General features: G+C 71.2%; 15 protein-coding genes. 6 read left to right on the forward strand and 9 right to left on the reverse strand.

Annotated features, from left to right (window positions below):
* The first annotated feature begins 10 nt into the window (after positions 1–10).
* From ABZ845_RS21190 to ABZ845_RS21200, 3 genes are read left to right on the forward strand one after another with little or no spacing between them, the layout of a single operon-like run.
* Positions 11–2,323, forward strand: a complete 2,313-nt coding sequence (locus ABZ845_RS21190) for an NHLP family bacteriocin export ABC transporter peptidase/permease/ATPase subunit (RefSeq protein WP_360981886.1) — start codon at positions 11–13, stop codon at positions 2,321–2,323.
* On the forward strand, positions 2,320–5,259 hold the full coding sequence (locus ABZ845_RS21195; protein WP_360981888.1) for an NHLP bacteriocin export ABC transporter permease/ATPase subunit: 2,940 nt from the start codon (positions 2,320–2,322) through the stop codon (positions 5,257–5,259). Before ABZ845_RS21190 ends, ABZ845_RS21195 begins: the two co-directional genes overlap by 4 nt.
* 30 nt (positions 5,260–5,289) lie before the next feature.
* Entirely contained in the window at positions 5,290–5,619 is a 330-nt protein-coding gene (locus ABZ845_RS21200) for a YciI family protein (RefSeq protein WP_360981890.1), read from the forward strand.
* 163 nt (positions 5,620–5,782) lie between these two features.
* On the opposite strand, the gene ABZ845_RS21205 is transcribed toward ABZ845_RS21200, so the two are convergent.
* The 7 genes from ABZ845_RS21205 to ABZ845_RS21235 all read right to left on the reverse strand — a co-directional run bounded on the left by ABZ845_RS21205 (position 5,783) and on the right by ABZ845_RS21235 (position 12,381).
* On the reverse strand, positions 5,783–6,559 hold the full coding sequence (locus tag ABZ845_RS21205; protein WP_360981892.1) for an alpha/beta hydrolase: 777 nt from the start codon (positions 6,557–6,559) through the stop codon (positions 5,783–5,785).
* Complete coding sequence (locus ABZ845_RS21210) at positions 6,556–7,533, reverse strand: Rieske 2Fe-2S domain-containing protein (protein WP_360981894.1); 978 nt, start codon at positions 7,531–7,533, stop codon at positions 6,556–6,558. Before ABZ845_RS21210 ends, ABZ845_RS21205 begins: the two co-directional genes overlap by 4 nt.
* A 41-nt stretch (positions 7,534–7,574) precedes the next feature.
* The gene (locus ABZ845_RS21215; protein ID WP_360981896.1) at positions 7,575–8,864 is read right to left on the reverse strand and encodes an NAD(P)/FAD-dependent oxidoreductase; all 1,290 of its coding nucleotides are present in this window, start codon (positions 8,862–8,864) and stop codon (positions 7,575–7,577) included.
* A 4-nt stretch (positions 8,865–8,868) separates the two neighbouring features.
* A complete protein-coding gene (locus tag ABZ845_RS21220; RefSeq protein WP_360981898.1) occupies positions 8,869–10,080 on the reverse strand; it encodes a cytochrome P450 in 1,212 nt (403 codons plus the stop codon).
* Positions 10,081–10,157: 77 nt separating this feature from the next.
* Entirely contained in the window at positions 10,158–11,024 is an 867-nt protein-coding gene (locus ABZ845_RS21225; protein WP_360981900.1) for an ABC transporter permease, read from the reverse strand.
* On the reverse strand, positions 11,021–11,980 hold the full coding sequence (locus ABZ845_RS21230; RefSeq protein WP_360981902.1) for an ABC transporter ATP-binding protein: 960 nt from the start codon (positions 11,978–11,980) through the stop codon (positions 11,021–11,023). Before ABZ845_RS21230 ends, ABZ845_RS21225 begins: the two co-directional genes overlap by 4 nt.
* Positions 11,981–12,018: 38 nt before the next feature.
* On the reverse strand, positions 12,019–12,381 hold the full coding sequence (locus tag ABZ845_RS21235; protein WP_360981904.1) for a hypothetical protein: 363 nt from the start codon (positions 12,379–12,381) through the stop codon (positions 12,019–12,021).
* Between the two features lie 305 nt (positions 12,382–12,686).
* On the opposite strand from ABZ845_RS21235, the gene ABZ845_RS21240 reads away from it, so the two are divergent.
* Genes ABZ845_RS21240 through ABZ845_RS21250 form a run of 3 tightly spaced genes read left to right on the forward strand, consistent with a single transcriptional unit; the run spans position 12,687 to position 15,075 of the window.
* Entirely contained in the window at positions 12,687–14,027 is a 1,341-nt protein-coding gene (locus tag ABZ845_RS21240) for a cytochrome P450 (protein WP_360981906.1), read from the forward strand.
* Positions 14,024–14,893: a class I SAM-dependent methyltransferase gene (locus ABZ845_RS21245; protein WP_360981908.1), complete on the forward strand. Its 870-nt coding sequence runs from the start codon at positions 14,024–14,026 to the stop codon at positions 14,891–14,893. Before ABZ845_RS21240 ends, ABZ845_RS21245 begins: the two co-directional genes overlap by 4 nt.
* Positions 14,890–15,075: a hypothetical protein gene (locus tag ABZ845_RS21250; protein WP_360981910.1), complete on the forward strand. Its 186-nt coding sequence runs from the start codon at positions 14,890–14,892 to the stop codon at positions 15,073–15,075. The genes ABZ845_RS21245 and ABZ845_RS21250 overlap by 4 nt, the downstream gene beginning before the upstream one ends.
* Positions 15,076–15,272: 197 nt before the next feature.
* On the opposite strand, the gene ABZ845_RS21255 is transcribed toward ABZ845_RS21250, so the two are convergent.
* Together ABZ845_RS21255 and ABZ845_RS21260 are read right to left on the reverse strand one after the other, a co-directional pair.
* Positions 15,273–17,309 (reverse strand): carbamoyltransferase C-terminal domain-containing protein, encoded by a 2,037-nt coding sequence (locus ABZ845_RS21255; protein WP_360981912.1) that lies wholly within the window; start codon positions 17,307–17,309, stop codon positions 15,273–15,275.
* A gap of 337 nt (positions 17,310–17,646) precedes the next feature.
* Complete coding sequence (locus ABZ845_RS21260; protein WP_360981914.1) at positions 17,647–17,934, reverse strand: hypothetical protein; 288 nt, start codon at positions 17,932–17,934, stop codon at positions 17,647–17,649.
* Between the last annotated feature and the right edge of the window lie 224 nt (positions 17,935–18,158).

Here is an 18,158-nt window from a genome sequence, read left to right on the forward strand (position 1 = left end):
GAACACCAGGATGACGGACACCCTTGCCTCGCGCGGGACGACGGAGCACACCTCGAAGAGGAAGAAGCGGGCCGACAGGAAGAAGGGGAGCGGGACGGCCTCCGCGCCGCCCGGCCGCCCGCGGCGCAGGCGCCGTGGACCGGTACGCCGTGGCTGGCGCCACTCCGTGCCCACGGTGCTCCAGATGGAGTCGGTGGAATGCGGCGCAGCCAGCCTCGCCATGATCCTCGCCCACTACGGCCGCCATGTGCCGCTGGAGGACCTGCGCAGCGCCTGCGGGGTCTCCCGGGACGGAGCCCGCGCCTCCAGCGTGCTGCGCGCCGCCCGCAGTTACGGTCTGGAAGCCCGGGGCTACCAGACCGAGGCGGACCAGCTCAAGGACCTGACCGGCCCGGTCATCATCTTCTGGGCCTTCCAGCACTTCCTGGTCGTCGAGGGGATACGCAGCCGGTACGGCCGCACGGTGGTCGCCGTCAACGACCCCGCCAGTGGCCCTCGGCTGATGGACTGGGAGGAGTTCGACTCCGGATTCACCGGCATCGTTCTCTCCTTCGAGCCCGGCCCCGAATTCCGCCCGGGGGGCAGCAAGGGAGGCGCCGGCCGGGCGCTGCTGGAGCGGCGGCTGCCCAGCGGCCGTGCCATGCCCCTGGTGCTGATGGCCAGCGTGCTGCTGGTGATCCCCGGTATCGCCACGCCCGCGTTCACCCGCGTCTACATCGACCAGGTGCTCTCCGGGAACAGCCCCGGCTACCTCGCGCCGCTGCTGCTGGCGATGGTCCTCACGGCATTTGCGGTCCTGGTCCTCACGTCGGTCCAGCGGCACTATCTGCTGCGTCTGGAGATCCGGATGGGGCTGGTCAGCTCAGCCCGGTTCTTCCGCCATCTGCTGCGCCTGCCGGTCGACTTCTATCTGCAGCGCCGTCCGGCGGAGGTCGCCAAACGCGTCTCCGGCAACGACGTGGTCGCCGAGATCCTCTCCCGCGACTTCGTGCTGACCGTGGTCAATCTGATCCTGGTGCTGTTCTACGCGGTGCTGCTGATCCGCGACGACGTGCTGCTCGGCGTCATCGGGGTCGGCATGGCGCTGCTCAACGTCGTGGTGCTGCACGCGGTCTCCCGCTCGCGCACGGACGCGGTCGCGGCGCTGCGCACCGACCGCGGCAACCTCACCGCCACCACCTTCACCACCCTGAGCATGATCGAGACGGTCAAGGCGACCGGTGCCGAGCCGGACGCGTTCAGCCGCTGGGCCGGATTCATGGCCAAGGTCGTCACCGTCAAGCAGAAGCTCGGGGTGCCGACGGCGGTGCTGACCGTCATCCCGCCCATGCTGGCGGGCCTCAACAGCGGGCTGATCCTGCTCGTCGGCGGCGGACGCGTGGTGGACGGCGCGATGAGCGTCGGGCTGCTGGTCTCCTTCCAGACGCTGCTGGTCGCACTCAGCCGCCCCGTCACCCAGCTCACCAATCTGGGCGGCCGGCTCCAGGACGTCACCGCGGACATCAAACGGCTCTACGACGTGGAGCGCTACCCGGTCGCCGACTGCTTCTCGCGTCCCGACCCGCCGGCCCGGCCCCGGCTCGACGGTCGGCTCGACTTCCAGGAAGTCCGCTTCGGCTACAGCCCGCTGGGCGAACCCGTCATCAAGGACCTGACATTCACCGTGTCGCCCGGCAGCCGAGTGGCCGTGGTGGGCGGCTCCGGCAGCGGCAAGTCCACCCTGGGACGGCTGCTGACCGGTCTCTACGCCCCTTGGTCGGGCCAGATCCTGCTGGACGGCAAGCCGCGTGAGGAGATCTCCCGCACCGTGCTGGCCTCCTCACTCGCCTACGTGGACCAGGAGATCTCCCTTTTCGAGGGCACGGTCCGGGACAACCTGACGCTCTGGAACGACGACGTGACGGACGAGGAGGTCTCCGCGGCACTGGGCGACGCGGCGGTCTTCGAGACCGTGATGACCAGGCCGGGCGGAATCCACAGCCTGGTCCAGGAGGGCGGGCGCAACTTCAGCGGTGGCCAGCGGCAGCGGCTCGAGCTGGCTCGCGCGCTGGCAGCCCAGCCCACCCTGCTGGTGCTCGACGAGGCGACCAGCGCGCTGGACCCGGAGACCGAGCGCGTGATCATGGACAATCTGCGCCGCCGCGGCTGCGCCTGTCTGATCATCGCGCACCGGCTCTCCACCGTCCGTGACGCGGACGAGATCATCGTGCTGCACCAGGGCGAAATCGCCGAACGCGGCACCCACGAAGAGCTGCTGGCCATGGGAGGCCGCTACGCCGCGCTGATCGAATCGGCCCGGCGCGAGGAGGAGGACGAACTGTGAGCACTCCCGTGACCGAGGCCGACTCGGCGCTGCACCCCTTCTTCACCGACGCCGCCACGCCCCGCACCGACCGGCATCTGGTCCTGGACGACCCCCGCAAGGTACTGCTCGTGACGCACGGCGCCGTGGACCTGTTCGCGGTCCGGCTCGAGGCGGGCGCACCGGTCGGCCGGTGGACGTTCCTGTGCCGGATCGACGCGGGCACCCTGCTGCCGGGCTCGCCCACGGGCCCCCTGCACGGGATCGTGGCCCGCCCCGTGCAGGGTGCTCAGGTCGCCCTGATGCCCAGCCATCATCTGGAGGGCCTCTCCGGCGAAGGCGGGCCGGGTCATGCCCTCGGCCTCGGCCCCCGGACCAGGCAGGAGGTGGTCGAGCAGTGCGTCACCGGCCTGGAGCGCGGTATCAGTGCCCTGGCCGGATCGCTGCGCGACGGTCTGCCGCCGCGTGAGTTCGTCCCGCTGGATCCCGACGGCACCACCGAACTGACGAAGAACCAGGCGCTGCGCTCGGTCGACGGAGTCCGCTGGGTGCGGATCGAGTCCGGCGCCGTCGAGATGCCGGAGGGTATCGCCGGTGAACTGACCGCGGGCGAGCAGCTGTTCCTGACCGACCGCGACTGGCTGGTGGCCCGCGGCCCGGCCCGGGTCAGCGCCTGCTCGGCGCGCGAACTGCTCGCGAAGGGCAGGCTCTGGGAACAGCTCACCCGGCACAGCGGGCGGCTGCTGTTCGCGGTGGACCGCCGTGTGGAGCGGCAGCGCGCCCAGGAGCAGCGGCTGTTCACCGCGCGCAGCGAGCGCGACGCGGGCACCCTGAAGGAGTCGGCGCGCGGCTTCGACACCGTGCTGCGGGACACCGCCTCCCGGGTCAGGCTCGCCGACGCCGCGGCCGACCGGCCGTCCCTGGCCGCGGCCCGGCTGGTGGCCTCCCAGCTCGGCTTCACCGTCAGGGCCCCCGTGGCCGGGTCCGGCCACGACCGGCATCTGGACCAGTTGCAGGCCATCGCGCTGGCCTCGGGGGTGCGCACCAGGACGGTCCGGCTGGAGGACCGCTGGTGGCGCAAGGATCTCGGCCCGATGGTCGGCTACCGCAAGGGCGGCGACGCGGTGGCGCTGCTGCCGGTCGGCAGGAGCTACCTGGTGGCCGAGGCCGGATCCGTGACCCCGCTGGATCCGAAGGTGGCGGCGGAGCTGGAGAACCGGGCCACGGTCCTGTACCGGCCGCTGCCGGCAAGCGTCCGCAGTGTCGCCGCGCTGCTCCGCTTCGGGCTGCGCAACAACCGGCGCGATCTGCTGATGTTCTCCGGGATGGGCGCCCTGGTCGCGCTGATCGGCCTGCTGGTCCCGGTGATGACGGGGAAGATCCTCGGTACCTTCGTGCAGCACGCCCAGCGGAGCCTGATCGTCGAGGGCAGCCTGGTGGTGATCGGCTCCGCGCTCGCGGTGGCCGCGCTCTCGGTGGTGCAGAACATCGCCGTGCTCAGGATCGAGAGCCGCTCGACGGCAGCCATGCAGGTCGGTGTCTGGACCAGGCTGCTCTCGCTGCCCGCGTCCTTCTTCTCCGGCTGGTCCACCGGTGAGCTCGGCACCACGGTGCTCGGCGTCAGCGCCGCCCAGGAGACGCTCTCGGGCATGATGACCACGGCCACCCTCGGGCTGCTCACGGGGCTGGCCAACCTGGTCCTGGTGTACTTCTACGATCTGAGGCTCGCCTTCCTGGCCACCGTGCTGGTGCTGTTCGGCGCGCTCTTCGCGGTCGTGGCCGGACGGTTCGAGATCCGCTGGCAGCGCCGTCTGTACGCACACGAACAGGCCATGTCCTCCCGGGTCTTCCAGTTGCTCACGGCGGTGCCCAAGCTGCGGGTGACCGCGGTCGAGGACCGGGTCTTCGGTTCCTGGGCCGGTCACTTCAGCCGGGGCCGCAGTCTGGCCGCGTCCTCACGGCGCGTCCAGAACCTGGTCACCACCTTCAACGCCGGGTTTCCGCTGGTCTGTTCGGCCGTCATCTTCGCGGTGGTCGGCGGCCCCATGCGCGGGCAGGTGTCGATCCCGGTCTTCCTCTCCTTCTTCACCGCCTTCAACCTGCTGGTCGCCTCCAGCCTCCAGTTCACCTCCGCCGCCGTCACCGCGATGGGGGTGGTACCCATGCTGGAGAGGATCCGGCCGATCCTGGAGGAGACTCCGGAGACCGACGAGACCAAGGCCGAACCCGGGGACCTGTCGGGCCGGGTGGGCCTCAGCCATGTCTCGTTCCGCTACGGGCACGACGGGCCCCTCGTTCTGTCGGACGTCACGCTCCAGGTGGAGCCCGGGGAGTTCGTGGCCCTGGTCGGGCCCTCGGGCAGCGGCAAGTCGACCGTGCTGCGCCTGCTGCTCGGCTTCGAACGCCCCGAAGCGGGCACCGTGCTCTACGACGGCCAGGACCTCGCGGAACTGGAACTGTCCGCGGTGCGCCGGCAGTGCGGGGTGGTGCTCCAGCACGGTTCGCTGCTGGCCGGCGACATCAAGGCCAACATCGTCGGCAGCACCCAGCACACAGTGGACGACGCCTGGGCGGCGGCCGAGATGGCCGGGATCTCCGAGGACATCGCGGCCATGCCGATGGGCATGAACACGGTGCTCTCGGAGGGCACGAGCACCCTCTCCGGCGGCCAGCGGCAGCGTCTGATGATCGCCAGGGCACTGGTGTCCCGCCCTCGCATCGTCTTCTTCGACGAGGCCACCAGCGCCCTGGACAATCCGACCCAACGACTCGTGACCGAGAGCACCCGGCGGCTCAAGGCCACCCGGATCGTCATCGCCCACCGGCTGTCCACCGTCGCCGAGGCGGACCGGATCGTCGTCATGGACCAGGGCCGGGTGGTGCAGCAGGGCACTTACGAGGAACTGCTGGCCGATTCCGAGGGGCTCTTCGCGCGCCTGGCCAGCCGTCAGATGTGAGATCGCGTTGATCCGATCCGAGGAGAGCACATGGAATACGCACTGCTCATCTATGGACCCGAGGTCACCTGGGACCGGATGACTCGGGAGGAGCGCGAGGAGCGCTTCTGCGCCAACCGGGCCTTCGGCCGGTCCCTGTACGAGGCCGGGGTGGGGGTCGTCTTCGGCGCCCGCCTGGCCCGGCCGGACTTCGCGGTGGCGGAGGAACGGGCCGGGGAGGGCGTGCCGGAGGTCGGCGGAATGTGGCTGATCGACGTCGAGTCCGAGGAGGATGCCCGCACCTGGGCCGACCGGGTACCGCTCTTCGACGGCAACCACGTGGAACTACGCCGCTGCGACCGCCCCCGCCCCGCCACGTGATCGCGCGCGAAGCGCGCACCCTAGGGGCGTGGATCTCCACCGACATGCGGTTCCGCCGCGAGGGCGCGACCGGCCCCCACGAACCCGCGGACAAGAACTCACCGCGCGGGCGCCCCCGGCCACCACGGGCCCGCAGGTGACGAACCGGCCGCCCCGCGGAGCGCTACCGCAGATGCGCCGCAAGCCGTCCCGCCACCGCCTCCGGCCGTTCCAGCAGCGGAAGATGGCCGGTGTCCGGAACGGTCAGCACCCGGCAGCCGGGCACCTCGGCGCGCAGCAGCTCCGCGTTGGCGGTGAACGCCGGCATGTCCTCGGTGCCCACCACCGCCAGGGTCGCGGCGCTGATCGAGTGCAGGTCCGCCCGGGAGTGCCGGTGCGCGGTGAGGGTGTCCATGGAGCCGTCCGCCAGCTCGGCCCAGCGGTGCCGGAGCACCGTATCCCGTACTGATCGACGCAGCTCGGGGTGGGACTCGGTGCCGCGGAAGATGTCCGGAGGCGCGGTCATCCACAGGTCGGTCAGATGCTCGCCGGGGCCGGTGAGCCGGTACAGCAGCGTCAGTTGCTTGTAGCGCTGCTCGGCGGCGGGGTCGTTGGCGGTCCCGGCGAGGGTGGGCGCGGCGACGACGAGTCGTTGCACCAGATCCGGTCGCTGCATGGCAAGTTGGAGGGCACTGGTGGAGCCGAAGGACAGGCCGACCAGCCGGCGCGCGCCGGTCTCCTCGGCGACCAGGGCCAGCCGGTCAGCGAGCCGGGGCAGTGTCAGGCCGGGCGGGCAGGGGCCGGAGCGGCCGTGTCCGGGCAGGTCGGCCCCGATGTGCCGCCAGCCGGGCAGCAGGTCCCACAGCGGCTGCCACAACGTGGAATCCATGGTGTAGCCGTGGAGCCACAGCACGGCGGGGCCGGTTCCCGACTCGGTCAGATGCAGTCCGTGCGTGGTCATCGCGCGTCTCCCGTCATGGGCGGCGCGGCGGGGAAGTCCGCGCAGAACTCACGGAAGGCGACGACGGGTTCGTCCCTCCCGTCCAGGCGTTCCGGAGCGCCGGGCACCAGGTGTTCCCAGATCACCTGGTCCTCGGCCAGCGCCTTGCGGCTGCCCGCGACGATCACGGGCAGGGTGTCGCGCTGGTGGTCCCGTACGCCGACGGCGACCCGGGCGACACAGCCCTCGGGCGTGGGCACCGCGGCGGTGACGATCACATGCACCTCGCCCTCGGGGCCGAACTCGGTGACCACCACTCCGGGGCTGTAGGCCCGGGCCAGGAAGCGCGGACGGTACTCCCAGCGGACCGTGTTGGTGCGGATGGCCCGCCAGCGCACCTCCTCCTTGTGCCGTTCGTCCTGCCAGGGCGAGGTCTGCATCAGGAACTCGCCTTCGACCACGAGTTCCCCGCTCGGCCCCGGGCTCGCCGTCCAGCCGCGGACGCCGGGCACCATGTGCACCGCCTTGAAGTGGTCACCGTCGAAGGCGTTCTCCACGACATAGGCGCTGTCCACCGCGACCGGCAGGGTGACCGCCGGTACGAGGGGGAAGTCGGCGGCGTACTTCTCCACGGCCTGTGCGAAGCCGCGGTCGCCCGCGGGGTCACCGGTGAGCCGCGCGAAGACGGCGTCGCCCCATTGCAGTACCGGGTACTCGGCCACCGACAACGGCCGCGTCGCATCGCCGAGCGCGATACGGCGGCCGTGGAACGGGCAGACCAGGCAGTCCTTCTCGCGTCGGCCGCCGTACCCGAGATGGGCCCCTCGGTGCGGGCACGCCGCGTCGAACACGCGCACCCGGTCGTCCTCGCGCAGCGCGACGAGTGCGCGGTCGCCGATCGCCAGCGGGGTGGGGTCGGCGGAGAGTTCGGAGCGGAAGGCCAGCAGGTACCAGCCGCTGTGCGGGATGACGGCGGACGGATTCACAGGACTCACAGGGCTCACAGGACTTACAGGACTTACAGGGTTCAGCGGTTTCATCGGCGGCCCACCACCTCGAGCACCTGCTCGGCGGCGAGTTCGCCGCTCAGCAGCGCGCTTCCCAGCCAGGGCAGTCCCTTGCCGCAGCGGGTGGCCTCGCCTGCGAAGAAGACGGTGTCGTCGACGGGCTCGGCCCAGGCCGAAGCGGCCGTTCCGGCGCCGGCCAGAGGAGCGCTGAAGCCTCCGCCGCTGAGTGGATCGGTGCCCCAGTCGGCCGGGGTCACCTGGACGATCCGGGAGTTGGCGGCCCAGGGCAGGGCCGTACGCAGCATGGGCAGCAGCAGTTCCTGGTCGGCGATCGCGGCGCGGACCGTGGCAGCCGCCGCGGCCTTCGCGACGATCACGATCTCGGGCCGCCCCGCGGTGGCCCGGAGGAATCCGGTACGGCCGTCCATGTCCAGCGTGACGGCGCTCTCGGGTGCGGGCCGGTCCAGGGTGACAACCGCGCAGCAGGCGTCACCGAGCGGCAGCCGCAAGGCGGCGTCGTGCTTGGCCGCGGGCAGGTCGGGCAGTCTCAGTCCGCCCGAGGCGACCACCGTCGGCGGCACGGTCACCACGGCGACGGTCGCGGTCACAGTGCCCGCGCCGGTGTGCGCGGTGATGTGTCCGGGCCGGTGGCGCACCTCGTGCACCGGGCTGCCCAGCCGCACGTCGAGCCCTTCGGCGAGCAGCGCCGGCACGGCGGCGAGCCCTCCGTCGACGGTGTACTCGCCAGAGCCGCACAGATCGCCCCGCTGGGCGGCGGCGAGGCCGGGGGCGCTGAGCCGGTCAGGGTCGGCCGCCCAGTTCTGCCGGAACCACTCACTGGACGCGGCGATTTCGGCCTCGCTCAGGCCCCGGCCGCGCAGCCAGCCGCCGACGGAGAGACCGGCGGGGCCCGGGGCGGCGTGAAGCTGTGCCTCGATCTGCCAGGGTGCCCGGCGGCCACGGCCGAGTACGGCCATGTCCTGGGCTGTGCCGTCGCGGACGACATGGGCGGCGGTGTCACGGGGCAGCTGCCTGACCCGCTCCGCGCCGACGAAGGCGTGCACCGGGTTGCGGTCTCCGTGCACCACTTGGGCGCCGAGTTCGAGCGGGGGGCCTCCGTCGTCGGGGTGGTGGCTGCGGATGCGTCCGCCGAGCCGCCGCCGCGCCTCGTGGACGACGACGGACAGCCCCTGGTCGTGCAGGCGCCGGGCGCAGGAGAGACCGGCCGCACCGGCTCCGATCACCAGGATGTCGGTTTCCATCAGGGTCTTTCGGTCGGTGTCTTCCGGTCGGTTCGTATACGCGCATACGTGGTCCACGTCGTCAGGCGTCGTACGCGTCGTCCCGCCCGAGGCGCAGGGGATAGGCCGTCAGGCGGCGTGGGATCAGCGTGGGCCGGAAGGCGGGCGTCACGTCCGGGCCGCGCAGGCCGGGGAAGCGGTCCAGCAGCCGGGCCAGCAGTGTCGGCAGCACCTGCCGCACCAGGGCGGCGGCCAGGCAGAAGTGCGGTCCGGCGCCGAAGGCCAGGTGCGGGTTGGGCACCCGGTCGGGGACCAGCCGGTCGGGTTCGGTGAAGACCGCGGGGTCGCGGTTGGCCGCGGCGATCACCGCCAGTACCCGGGCCCCGGCGGGAACCCGCCCTCCGGGCAGTTCCACGGACTCCGTGGTCACTCGGGCGGCGAACGGGATCGGTGCTTCCAGGCGCAACAGTTCGTCGGCGCAGGTCCGCGCGAACTCCGGGTCCTCGGTGATGCGTCGCCGTACGGCCGGCCCTTCGGGCAGCAGCCACAGCAGCCCGTTGCCGACGGTCTCGGCGAGGGGCCCCCAGCCGCCGATCACGGCGAGCGAGAGGATGCCCAGCATCTCGTGCCGCTCCAGCCGCTGGTCGGCGGCGAGCGCCGCGAGCGGTGACGTGTCGTCGTCGCCGGCCGCCAGGGCGCGGGCATGGGCGTCGAGGTAGTGGGTGAGGGCGCTCGCGGCCAGGCGTCCGCGCGCGGCCGACGCCGGTGGCGCCATCGGGTCCAGGTTGACCGAGGCGGCGCGGGCCAGGTCGGTGAAGGCGGCGTGTTCCTGGGGAGGCAGCCCGAAGAGGCGGCCGAAGACGGCTGTGGCCAGGGGGGTGCCGAGGTCCCTGATCGCGTCGGGCTCCGCGTCCCGCGCGGCGAGCCCGGACACCAGGGTGTCCACGTCCTGTCGCAGCCCCTCCGAGACGGAACGCAGGGCGGCCGGGCCGAGCAGCAGGCCGCCCGGTGCGCGCAGCCGATGATGGTCGGGCGGGTCGGTGGTGAGCATGGACACCGGCAGCGCGTCGTCCCTGGCCCGTTCCCGCTGGCCGAGCGCGGCGGAGAAGCGCGCGTCGCGCAGCAGTGCGGAGCAGGCGGCGTGCCCGGTGACCAGCCACATGCCGGAGAACCGGTCGTGGTGGACGGGGACGTTGGTCTGCAGCCAGCGGTAGGCCGGGTAGGGGTCGCGCCGTCCCGCGGGGGCGAACGGGTGGATCAGTGAGCCGGGCAGGTCCACGGCCGCGGTACTCATCAGCGGGCTCCCCTCTTCAAGAACGCCGGGCCCGGCCGCCTCGGGGATGCGGCCGGACCCGGCGAGTGTGCGGTCGGTCAGCGGACGCGGGGGCCACGCCAGCGGAAGGTCATGGCTGTCAGCACCAGGCCCGCCAAGGCCCAGAGCCCGAGCACCAGCGCGATCCGGGACAGCTCCCAGGCGTGGGCGGGTTCCACGGCGGTGAAGGAGTCCGGCAGGAACACCGAGCGGAACCCCTGGGCCATCCACTTCACCGGGAAGAACGCGGCCACCGTCTGGATCCAGTGCGGCAGCTGGTTGAAGGGGAAGAAGACCCCGGAGATGAACTGGAGCACCATGAAGACCGGGGTGACGATCGCCGCGGCGGAGCGGCTGTTCGGGATGGCGGCGGCGTACGCGCAGCCGATCAGCGCGCAGGCGACGGTGCCCAGCGCCAGATCCCAGCCCAGGGTGGCCCAGCGCTCGGGGCTGCTCGGCATCGGGAGCCCGAACAGGCCCCAGGCGATTCCCAGCAGCAGGACAGTCTCCAGGACGGTGGTGACCACGACACGCGCCAGCTTGCCGATGAAGTAGGCGGACTTGGGCATCGGCGTCATCGCCAGGCGGCGGACGGTGCCGGTGTCCCGTTCGATGGCGATGTTGATGGCCAGTCCGGAGAAGGCGGTGCTCATGACACCGGCCGCGATGATCCCGGCCATGAAGACCTGCTTGAGGTCGGTGTCGGTGCCGGCCACCTTGCCGTTGAAGATCGAGCCGAACACCAGCAGCAGCAGTACCGGGAACATCAGGGTGAAGACCAGTGACTGCTTGTTGCGGAAGAACGCCTTGAGCTCGACGGACGAGCGGGCGGCCCCGGCCCTGAGCATGCCCGGCAGACGCGCCGCTCGCGGGGCGTGCCCGGCCTCGGCGTCGTAGACCTCACGGGGGGAAGCGGTCGACGTCATCGGGTGGCCTCCGCCTCGGTAGCCGCGGGCTGGTTGATCAGGTTGAGGTAGATCTCTTCGAGAGTGGGCCGGTGCACCCTCAGCTCCGGCAGCTCGCCGGGGTACGCCTCGCGGGCCCACGGCAGCAGCACCGAGAGCAGAGCGGTCGGTGTGTGGGTGTGGATGCGCTGCACCCTGTCCGCGGTGGGCGCCTCGGCTTCGGCACCGCCCGGCAGCGGAGGCAGCCCCCGTCCGGCCAGTTCCGGCGGGAGCCGGAAGGAGACGGTGGCCGGCGGGCGGGACTCCCCGCCCAGCTCGGCGATCGGCCCGCACTGCACCACCCGGCCGGCCACGATGACCGCCGCGCGGCGGGCCAGTGCCTCCGCCTCGTCCAGATAGTGCGTGGTGAGCACCGTGGTGCGGCCACGGTCGGAGAAGTAGCGGACCAGGTCCCATGCCTCGCGCCGGGCCACCGGGTCGAGTCCGGTGGTGGGCTCGTCGAGGAAGATCAGGTCCGGGTCCCCCACGATGCCCACGGCCACGTCGAGCCGACGGGCCTGGCCACCGGAGAGGTCGGTGCTCTGCTTCTTCTCGTGCTTGGCGAGGCCGACCATGTCCAGGACCTGCCCGACCGGCAGCGGGTTGGGGTAGAACGCCGCGAAATGGGCGACCACCTCACGCACCGTCAGATCGGTGTAGGCGCCCGTCGTCTGCGGCACCACCCCGATCCTGGCGCGCCACTCGCGCCGGTCCTCGGCCGGGTCACAGCCGAGGACCCGCACGTCACCGTCGGTTCGCTGACGGATGCCCTCCAGGATCTCCACGGTCGTCGTCTTGCCGGCGCCGTTGGGCCCCAGCAGTGCGAAGACCTCTCCCGGTTCGACATCCAGGTCCAGCCCGCGCACGGCATGCCAGTCGCCATAACTCTTGCGAAGGCCGCGCACGGTGATGGGGTTGCCCCCGACGGCGGTTGTCACCACGACTCCTCAGTAACTGGTGAGGCGGAACGGGTCGATCAGGTGCAGCAGGAGCACGGGCAGCAGCAGGACGTGCCACCGGCCGCGATGTCCGACAGGTCGCCCTCGCTGAGCTCAGCGGTGTCGATCTGCGGGGTCTCCGGGATGTGGAACTCGAAGCGACCGGTCGCGAGACCGATCTCGTAGAGCTCCACCTGCGCCTCGAGGTTGCCCTCGTGCTCGCCCTCGGGAACCGTCGTGACGATGACGATCTCCGCCTCGGCGGGCAGCTCCAGGCCGGCCTCGGCCAGCGCCGCACGAGCGTCGGTACGCAGCTTGGCCGCGTAGTCCTCGCTCGACCAGGCGCTGATGAGGGCGCGGGTGTAACCGTTGACGAACTCGGCCCGCTTCCTCTGATCCATGGACATGTGAACTCCTTGAAGGATTCCGGATTATTTTGTCGGCAGTCGTTTTCCGCCTGCCGACGAATTAAGACTGGCACGCCCCGGAAAGGCACGCCAAGACTTCATTTCCGGCACCCGGGAGTAAGTATTGAGCAGGTCAGGGCGGTGCGGTAGATTTTCATTGGAAAGCAGCCGTGAATACGCATTCAATTACGTATGGGAATGCGTATCGCGCGGCATGGAGTACGTATCTCCCGTTCCGAATACGTATCCGGTGTACGTATCGGCCGGGAACCAGACCACAGAGGGGGACGGACCTCGTCATGAGTCCGTACGCACAGCCCGGCGTACTGCCGCCGGGGCCAGGGCAGGTGGACCTGGAACTGATGCGGCGTTCGCCGCTGACCTTCATCGAAGGGCTGGCCCGCAGTTACGGGGACGTCACCCGGCACCACGCCGGCGGCGACACCGTGTACCTGCTCAACCGGCCCGATCTGGCGCGGCACGTCCTGAAGGACAACGGCGCCAACTACACCAAGGAGGAGACGCCGGACGACCGGATGCTCCGCCCACTGCTCGGCAACGGCCTGCTCACCAGCAATGGTGAGGACTGGGCCCGGCAGCGCCGGCTCACCGCACCGGCCTTCCGCCCGAGCTCCGTACGCACCTTCGACGGCATCGTCACCGAAGCCACCGAACGAATGCTGGCACGCTGGCAGGACGCCATGGCCTCGGGCACGCCGCTCGCGGTCGACCACCATCTGACCGCGCTGACCCTGACCATCCTCACCCGGGCCATCCTCGGCCCGGACATCGACGGCATCGGCGAGGGCTTCGGACGTGCGGTCGACGCGGTGAACCGCTGTATCGGGCACTACGTACCCGATCCCGACCCCGACCCGGCGGACACCGCGCAGCGGCAGCGCGGCTTCCAGCAGGCTCGGCTCTTCCTCGACTCGGTGACCCGCACCCTGATCGCGGCGCGCCGCGCGGGCGGGTCCGAGGTGCCGGAGAACGAGGCGACTCTGCTGGACCGGATGATGTCCAGCGGCCACCTGGTCTCCGACGCCGACCTGCGGGACCAGGTGCTGACCATCGTCATGGCCGGGCACGAGACCACGGCGAAGGCGTTGACCTGGACCCTCTACCTGCTGGACCGTCACCCCGAGGAGGCGGCCAAGGTCCGCGAGGAGGCCGACCGTGTGCTCGGCGGCCGTCCGCCCACCGCCGCCGACCTGCATCTGCTGCCCGCCTGCCGGCGCGCGGTGATGGAGGCGATGCGTCTGTACCCACCGGTGTGGCTGATCTCCCGGCGCGCGGTCGGCGAGGACGAGACAGGCGGCTACCGCGTCGAACCCGGCACGCTGGTCTGCGTCAGCCAATGGGTGCTGCACCGTCACCCCGACCACTGGGAGGCACCCGAGGAGTTCCGGCCCGACCGTTTCGACGGCGCCGACCTGCCCAGTCATCTGTATCTGCCTTTCGGCGGCGGCGACCGGATCTGCGTCGGCCAGCATCTGGCGATGCTGGAGGCGGTGCTGGTCCTCGCGATGCTGGTGCGGTCGGTACGGCTGACCCTGGTGCCCGGCTTCCCGGTCGAGCCGGAGGCACTGGTGACGCTGCGCCCCCGGTACGGGATGCAGATGATCGCGAGCCCCCGATGACGGCCCCGAGCACGGGCACCGCGATCGGCGGCTCCTACGACCCGGCGCGCACGACCGGCGGCGGACTGGCCGGGGAACTGGCCCGGCTCGAGGCCCAGGCGGAGCTCTCCTTCGCCGAGGAGCTGCACGTCCTGCGCGGCCTCGGCATCGACACGGCCGCGACGGTACTGGAACTGGGCGCGGGCCCCGGGGCGGTCACCCGCAGGCTCCGGTCCGCCCTGCCGCGGGCCGAGCTGATCGCCGTGGACATCGACCCGGAGCTGCTCGCCCACGCAGAGGGCGCCGCCGACCGGCTGATCGTCGCCGACGCGGCCGAACTGCCGCTGCCCGACCACAGTGTGGACTTCGTCCTGCTGCGCTACGTCCTGCAGCACGTGGCGCGACCCGAGCAGGTGCTCACGCAGGTGCTGCGGGTGCTGCGCCCCGGCGGAGTCGTCGCGGTCACCGACGTCGACGACGGCTGCTGGGGGACGGCCCACCCCTCCTATCCCGAACTGGCGGGTGTGCACGCCCGTATGGCCGCGGCCCAGGCGGCGGCCGGCGGTGACCGCTCGATCGTGCGGCGGCTGCCCGCGCTGCTCGCCTCGGCCGGTTTCGAGAAACCGGTGCTACGCCCCTTCGCCACCACCAACGCCGACCACCCCACCGAGGCGTTCGCCCCCCATCTCGGACCCCAGCGGCTGGAACCGCTGGTCGCGTCCGGGGTCCTGGGACTGCGCCAACTGGCTCTGGCCGCGGACCGCTGGAAGCGGTTCCGGGCGGACCCGGGGGCCTGGGTGATGCTGCTCGGCTTCACAGTCGCCGCGACCGCTCCCGCCGGTCACGGTCCCCGGAAATCCCACCTCACAGAAGGAGTTCCACGGTGAACCCCAACCTCAAGATCTTCATCACCATCTTCTGCTACATCAGCGGAGTGGCCGGTCTGGTCACCGCCGTGACGGACGCAGCCCACAAGCCCGCCCAGACCACGGCAGCGATCATCGCGGGCGTGATCGGCGTGGTGTTCCTGCTCGCCGGGATGGCGCTGACCCGCAAGCCGCGCTACTGACCCCCCACCACCCGTGCGCGGGCGGGCGGCCTCCATGCCGCCCGCCCGCGCACGCGGGTTCGTGGCGGTACCAAGACGACCGCCGAAACGGCTCTCCGGTCGTGCCGACGCACGACGACGGCCCGGCGGAAGTCCATGACTCCGCCGGGCCGTCGCCCGTTCCGGTGTTGGCCGCCCCGTGCCGGCGCCGCTGTGCCTCAGCGCCCTGCCCGCAGCGGGTTGATGACGCCGAACGCCCCGGTCAGGGTGGACGGCGAGTCGAACGAGGCGCCGGGACCGTGGGTGCGGCGGAAACTGTCCACCAGCCCCGCGAAGGACGGGTCGGCCTTCATCCGGTACGCGGCCAGCAGATTGACCCGCTCCACCGTCGACAGCTCCTGCTCGGCGCGCAGCCCGTGGCTGCGGGCCAGCAGGAACATGCCTTCGACGGTGTAGCCCTCGTCCAGCCAGCTCTGCCAGAGCTCGTCCCGGTCCGCCTCCTGGCCGGTGAACCAGGCCAGCTCCCGGGGCCGCGGCTGTCCGGGGGCGGCCGTGGGCGGCACCGGTTCGGTGCGCAGCTCGATCCGCCGGCCGCAGATGTAGGCGACCGTCACGCCCTTGCGCACACAGAAGGTGAGCGTCTCCGCCGCGGTGTCCACGACCGCCTCGCCCTTGTCGTTGAGCGAGGTGTTGCAGAGCACGGGCACGCCGCTCGCCGCGTGGAAGGCGGTCAGTGCCCGGTGCAGCAGCGGGTCGCTCTCCCGGGCGACCGTCTGGTGCCGGGCCGAGCCGTCCAGGTGGACCACGGCGGGGACCTGGTCGCCCACCTCGGGCCGCACCTGGACCGCCTCGAGCATGTACGGCGACTCCCGGTCGCACTCGAACCAGGCCCCGGCCTCCTCGGCGAGCACCATGGGGGCGACGGGACGCCACCACTGACGCTGCTTGTACGTGTTCAGCAGATCCTTGACGGCCAGTGAGCGCGGGTCCCCGAGCAGACTGCGGTGCCCCAGGGCGCGCGGCCCGAGCTCGGCCCGTCCGTCCGCCCAGGCGACCACGGAACCGCTGACGTCCACGGCGAACTGCTCGGGGGAGAACTCCGACACCGAGGCGATCCACGGCTCGAACTCGTCCAGCGCCTTGTCGAGGTCAGTGATGTCACGGCCCTGGTAGGCGGAGTCGATCCGCAGCTCGGCACGGTCCAGCACGCCATTGCCGTACAGGCCGAGCAGACCGAGGCCGATGCCCTGCCCCGAGTCGTTGGCACAGGGCGGGGTGAGCAGGCCGCGGAAGCCGAAGTGGTCCATCAGCAGGGTGTTGGTGGGACAGTTGAGCGCGTAGCCGCCGGTGGTGGCCAGATAGCTCTCCTGCGGGCGGATCCCGCCTATCTCCAGCAGTCGCTCCACGTTGCGGACCGCGACCAGCTCCGAGCAGCGCTGCACCGCCTTCATCGCGGCGCTGCGCAGGTTGTCCTCGCGGCTGAGAGCACTGTCCAGCTCGCTGTCCGGCACGCCCTCAAGCTGACGTTCCGCCTCCGCGACGATCTCGCGGACCAACGCGAAGGCGTCCTTCCACGGCTGGGTGGCGGAACCGCCGTAGAGGGTGATCCCCCTGACGGCGCGTTCGGCGTCGAAGTCGATCCTGGTGCGAGAGGCCGAGGCCAGCGCCATCAGCGAGCCCGGCTCCAGCCCGAACAGCGTCTCGGCCGCCGTGTAGAGCGGTCCCGGCGACTCCACCGGCGCGAACTGGAGCTGTCCGGCACGGGAGACGCAGCCCGCGTACCAGTACCGATTGGGCCGCTGCTCCTGTACGTAGTCCGGCAGCGCGTCGACCGCGACGCCGACGATCTGCTCCTGACCGAAGAGCCGGGTGTCCCGCAGGATCCCGCTGAACAGGTGGGCGAGGCTGTGCAGCGGGAAGTCCTCGGCGCCCTTCGGCACCGGGATCACCTGGGCGCCCGGCAGGCCGGGGGTGCCCCAGGTGGCGCTGAGGTCGGACAGCCGGATGCCCTCGTCGGCGAGCAGGGCGCCGAGAAACGCCTCGACACGCTCCGGTGTGTAGAGCGGCCAGAAGTGATGCTTCTGGCCGCTGATGCGCTCCAGCTCCCAGACGCGCCGCAGCGAGACCACGTCGCCTCGCCGCTCCCACAGCGCGACATTCTGGTCATGCCGCACGGAGAACACCGCGCCGGGTCCGGGTGGCGTCAGGTAGCAGGAGAGGAAATATTCCGTTGCGTCCGCTGCGCCGGTGTCCACCGCGAATTCCTCTTTCTGGTCGCCGAATATCCGAAGGATTGAGAGAATCCGACATTGCGACCATTGAAGCATGCGCGACAATCGCCGGTACATACTGAATTCCGGCGCCCGGATACGGCTTTCCGATACGTAACGAGGCCGATTCCGGGGTTACGCATACGGCGCCGCGCGGCCCCTCTCCCCTCCGTCCCGCGCGCCAAGGCGCCGTCAGCGACGTACGTACAGCCGGAGGGTGACGCCCCGGCGTGCGTACCGCTGGGGCAGCGGGCGGCCGGCCGATGGCGGCACAGCTCATGCGGTGTCTCCTGTCACCACCGCAACCCACCGGCCGGGGGCGTCAGGCGCTTTCTCCCTCGTCCGTCTCCTCGGCGGCCGCGGTCCGGGCACGACTGCGGCTCAGCAGGGCGCTTCCCGCCATGACCAGTCCGATGGCGGCGGCCTTTGCGGCCTGGTAGTAGCCGGACGCCAGGTTCTCCGGTGTGCCCGGCAGCCGGAAGAAGACCCACGCCGCTACGAGACCCCCGAAGACGATCAGGGCGACGGAGCCCACCGCCCCGAGCTCCGTCCACCAGGGCCCCGGCCCGTAACCTCGCTCGTCGGTCTGCTCAACGCCCTTGTCGGTCACGGTCTGTTCTCCTGTGCAATTGGTGGCCGTCGCGAGGGAAGACGCGGGCCCGGTACGGGCGGTTCACCGGTCGTACCGGCAGGACAAGCATCAGAACTGAGACTGCGTTGGGATGCCCAAGCCCGCCTTAGACGTCGTCTCATTTGGTGAGTCGGCGGTAGCAGATGAGGGTGCAGGCGATGCTGGTGAAGGCCAGGAAGTGCTCGGCTTTGCGTTCGTAGCGG

This window comes from Streptomyces sp. NPDC047022, from assembly GCF_040644155.1.
Taxonomy (GTDB): domain Bacteria; phylum Actinomycetota; class Actinomycetes; order Streptomycetales; family Streptomycetaceae; genus Streptomyces.

Coding starts and splice junctions, on each gene's coding strand:
- ABZ845_RS21200 (WP_360981890.1), top strand. CDS start 5,290: ATGGAATACGCACTGCTCATCTATGGACCCGAGGTCACCTGGGACCGG.
- ABZ845_RS21245 (WP_360981908.1), top strand. CDS start 14,024: ATGACGGCCCCGAGCACGGGCACCGCGATCGGCGGCTCCTACGACCCG.
- ABZ845_RS21225 (WP_360981900.1), bottom strand. CDS start 11,024: ATGACGTCGACCGCTTCCCCCCGTGAGGTCTACGACGCCGAGGCCGGG.
- ABZ845_RS21190 (WP_360981886.1), top strand. CDS start 11: ATGACGGACACCCTTGCCTCGCGCGGGACGACGGAGCACACCTCGAAG.
- ABZ845_RS21220 (WP_360981898.1), bottom strand. CDS start 10,080: ATGAGTACCGCGGCCGTGGACCTGCCCGGCTCACTGATCCACCCGTTC.
- ABZ845_RS21240 (WP_360981906.1), top strand. CDS start 12,687: ATGAGTCCGTACGCACAGCCCGGCGTACTGCCGCCGGGGCCAGGGCAG.
- ABZ845_RS21205 (WP_360981892.1), bottom strand. CDS start 6,559: ATGACCACGCACGGACTGCATCTGACCGAGTCGGGAACCGGCCCCGCC.
- ABZ845_RS21235 (WP_360981904.1), bottom strand. CDS start 12,381: ATGGATCAGAGGAAGCGGGCCGAGTTCGTCAACGGTTACACCCGCGCC.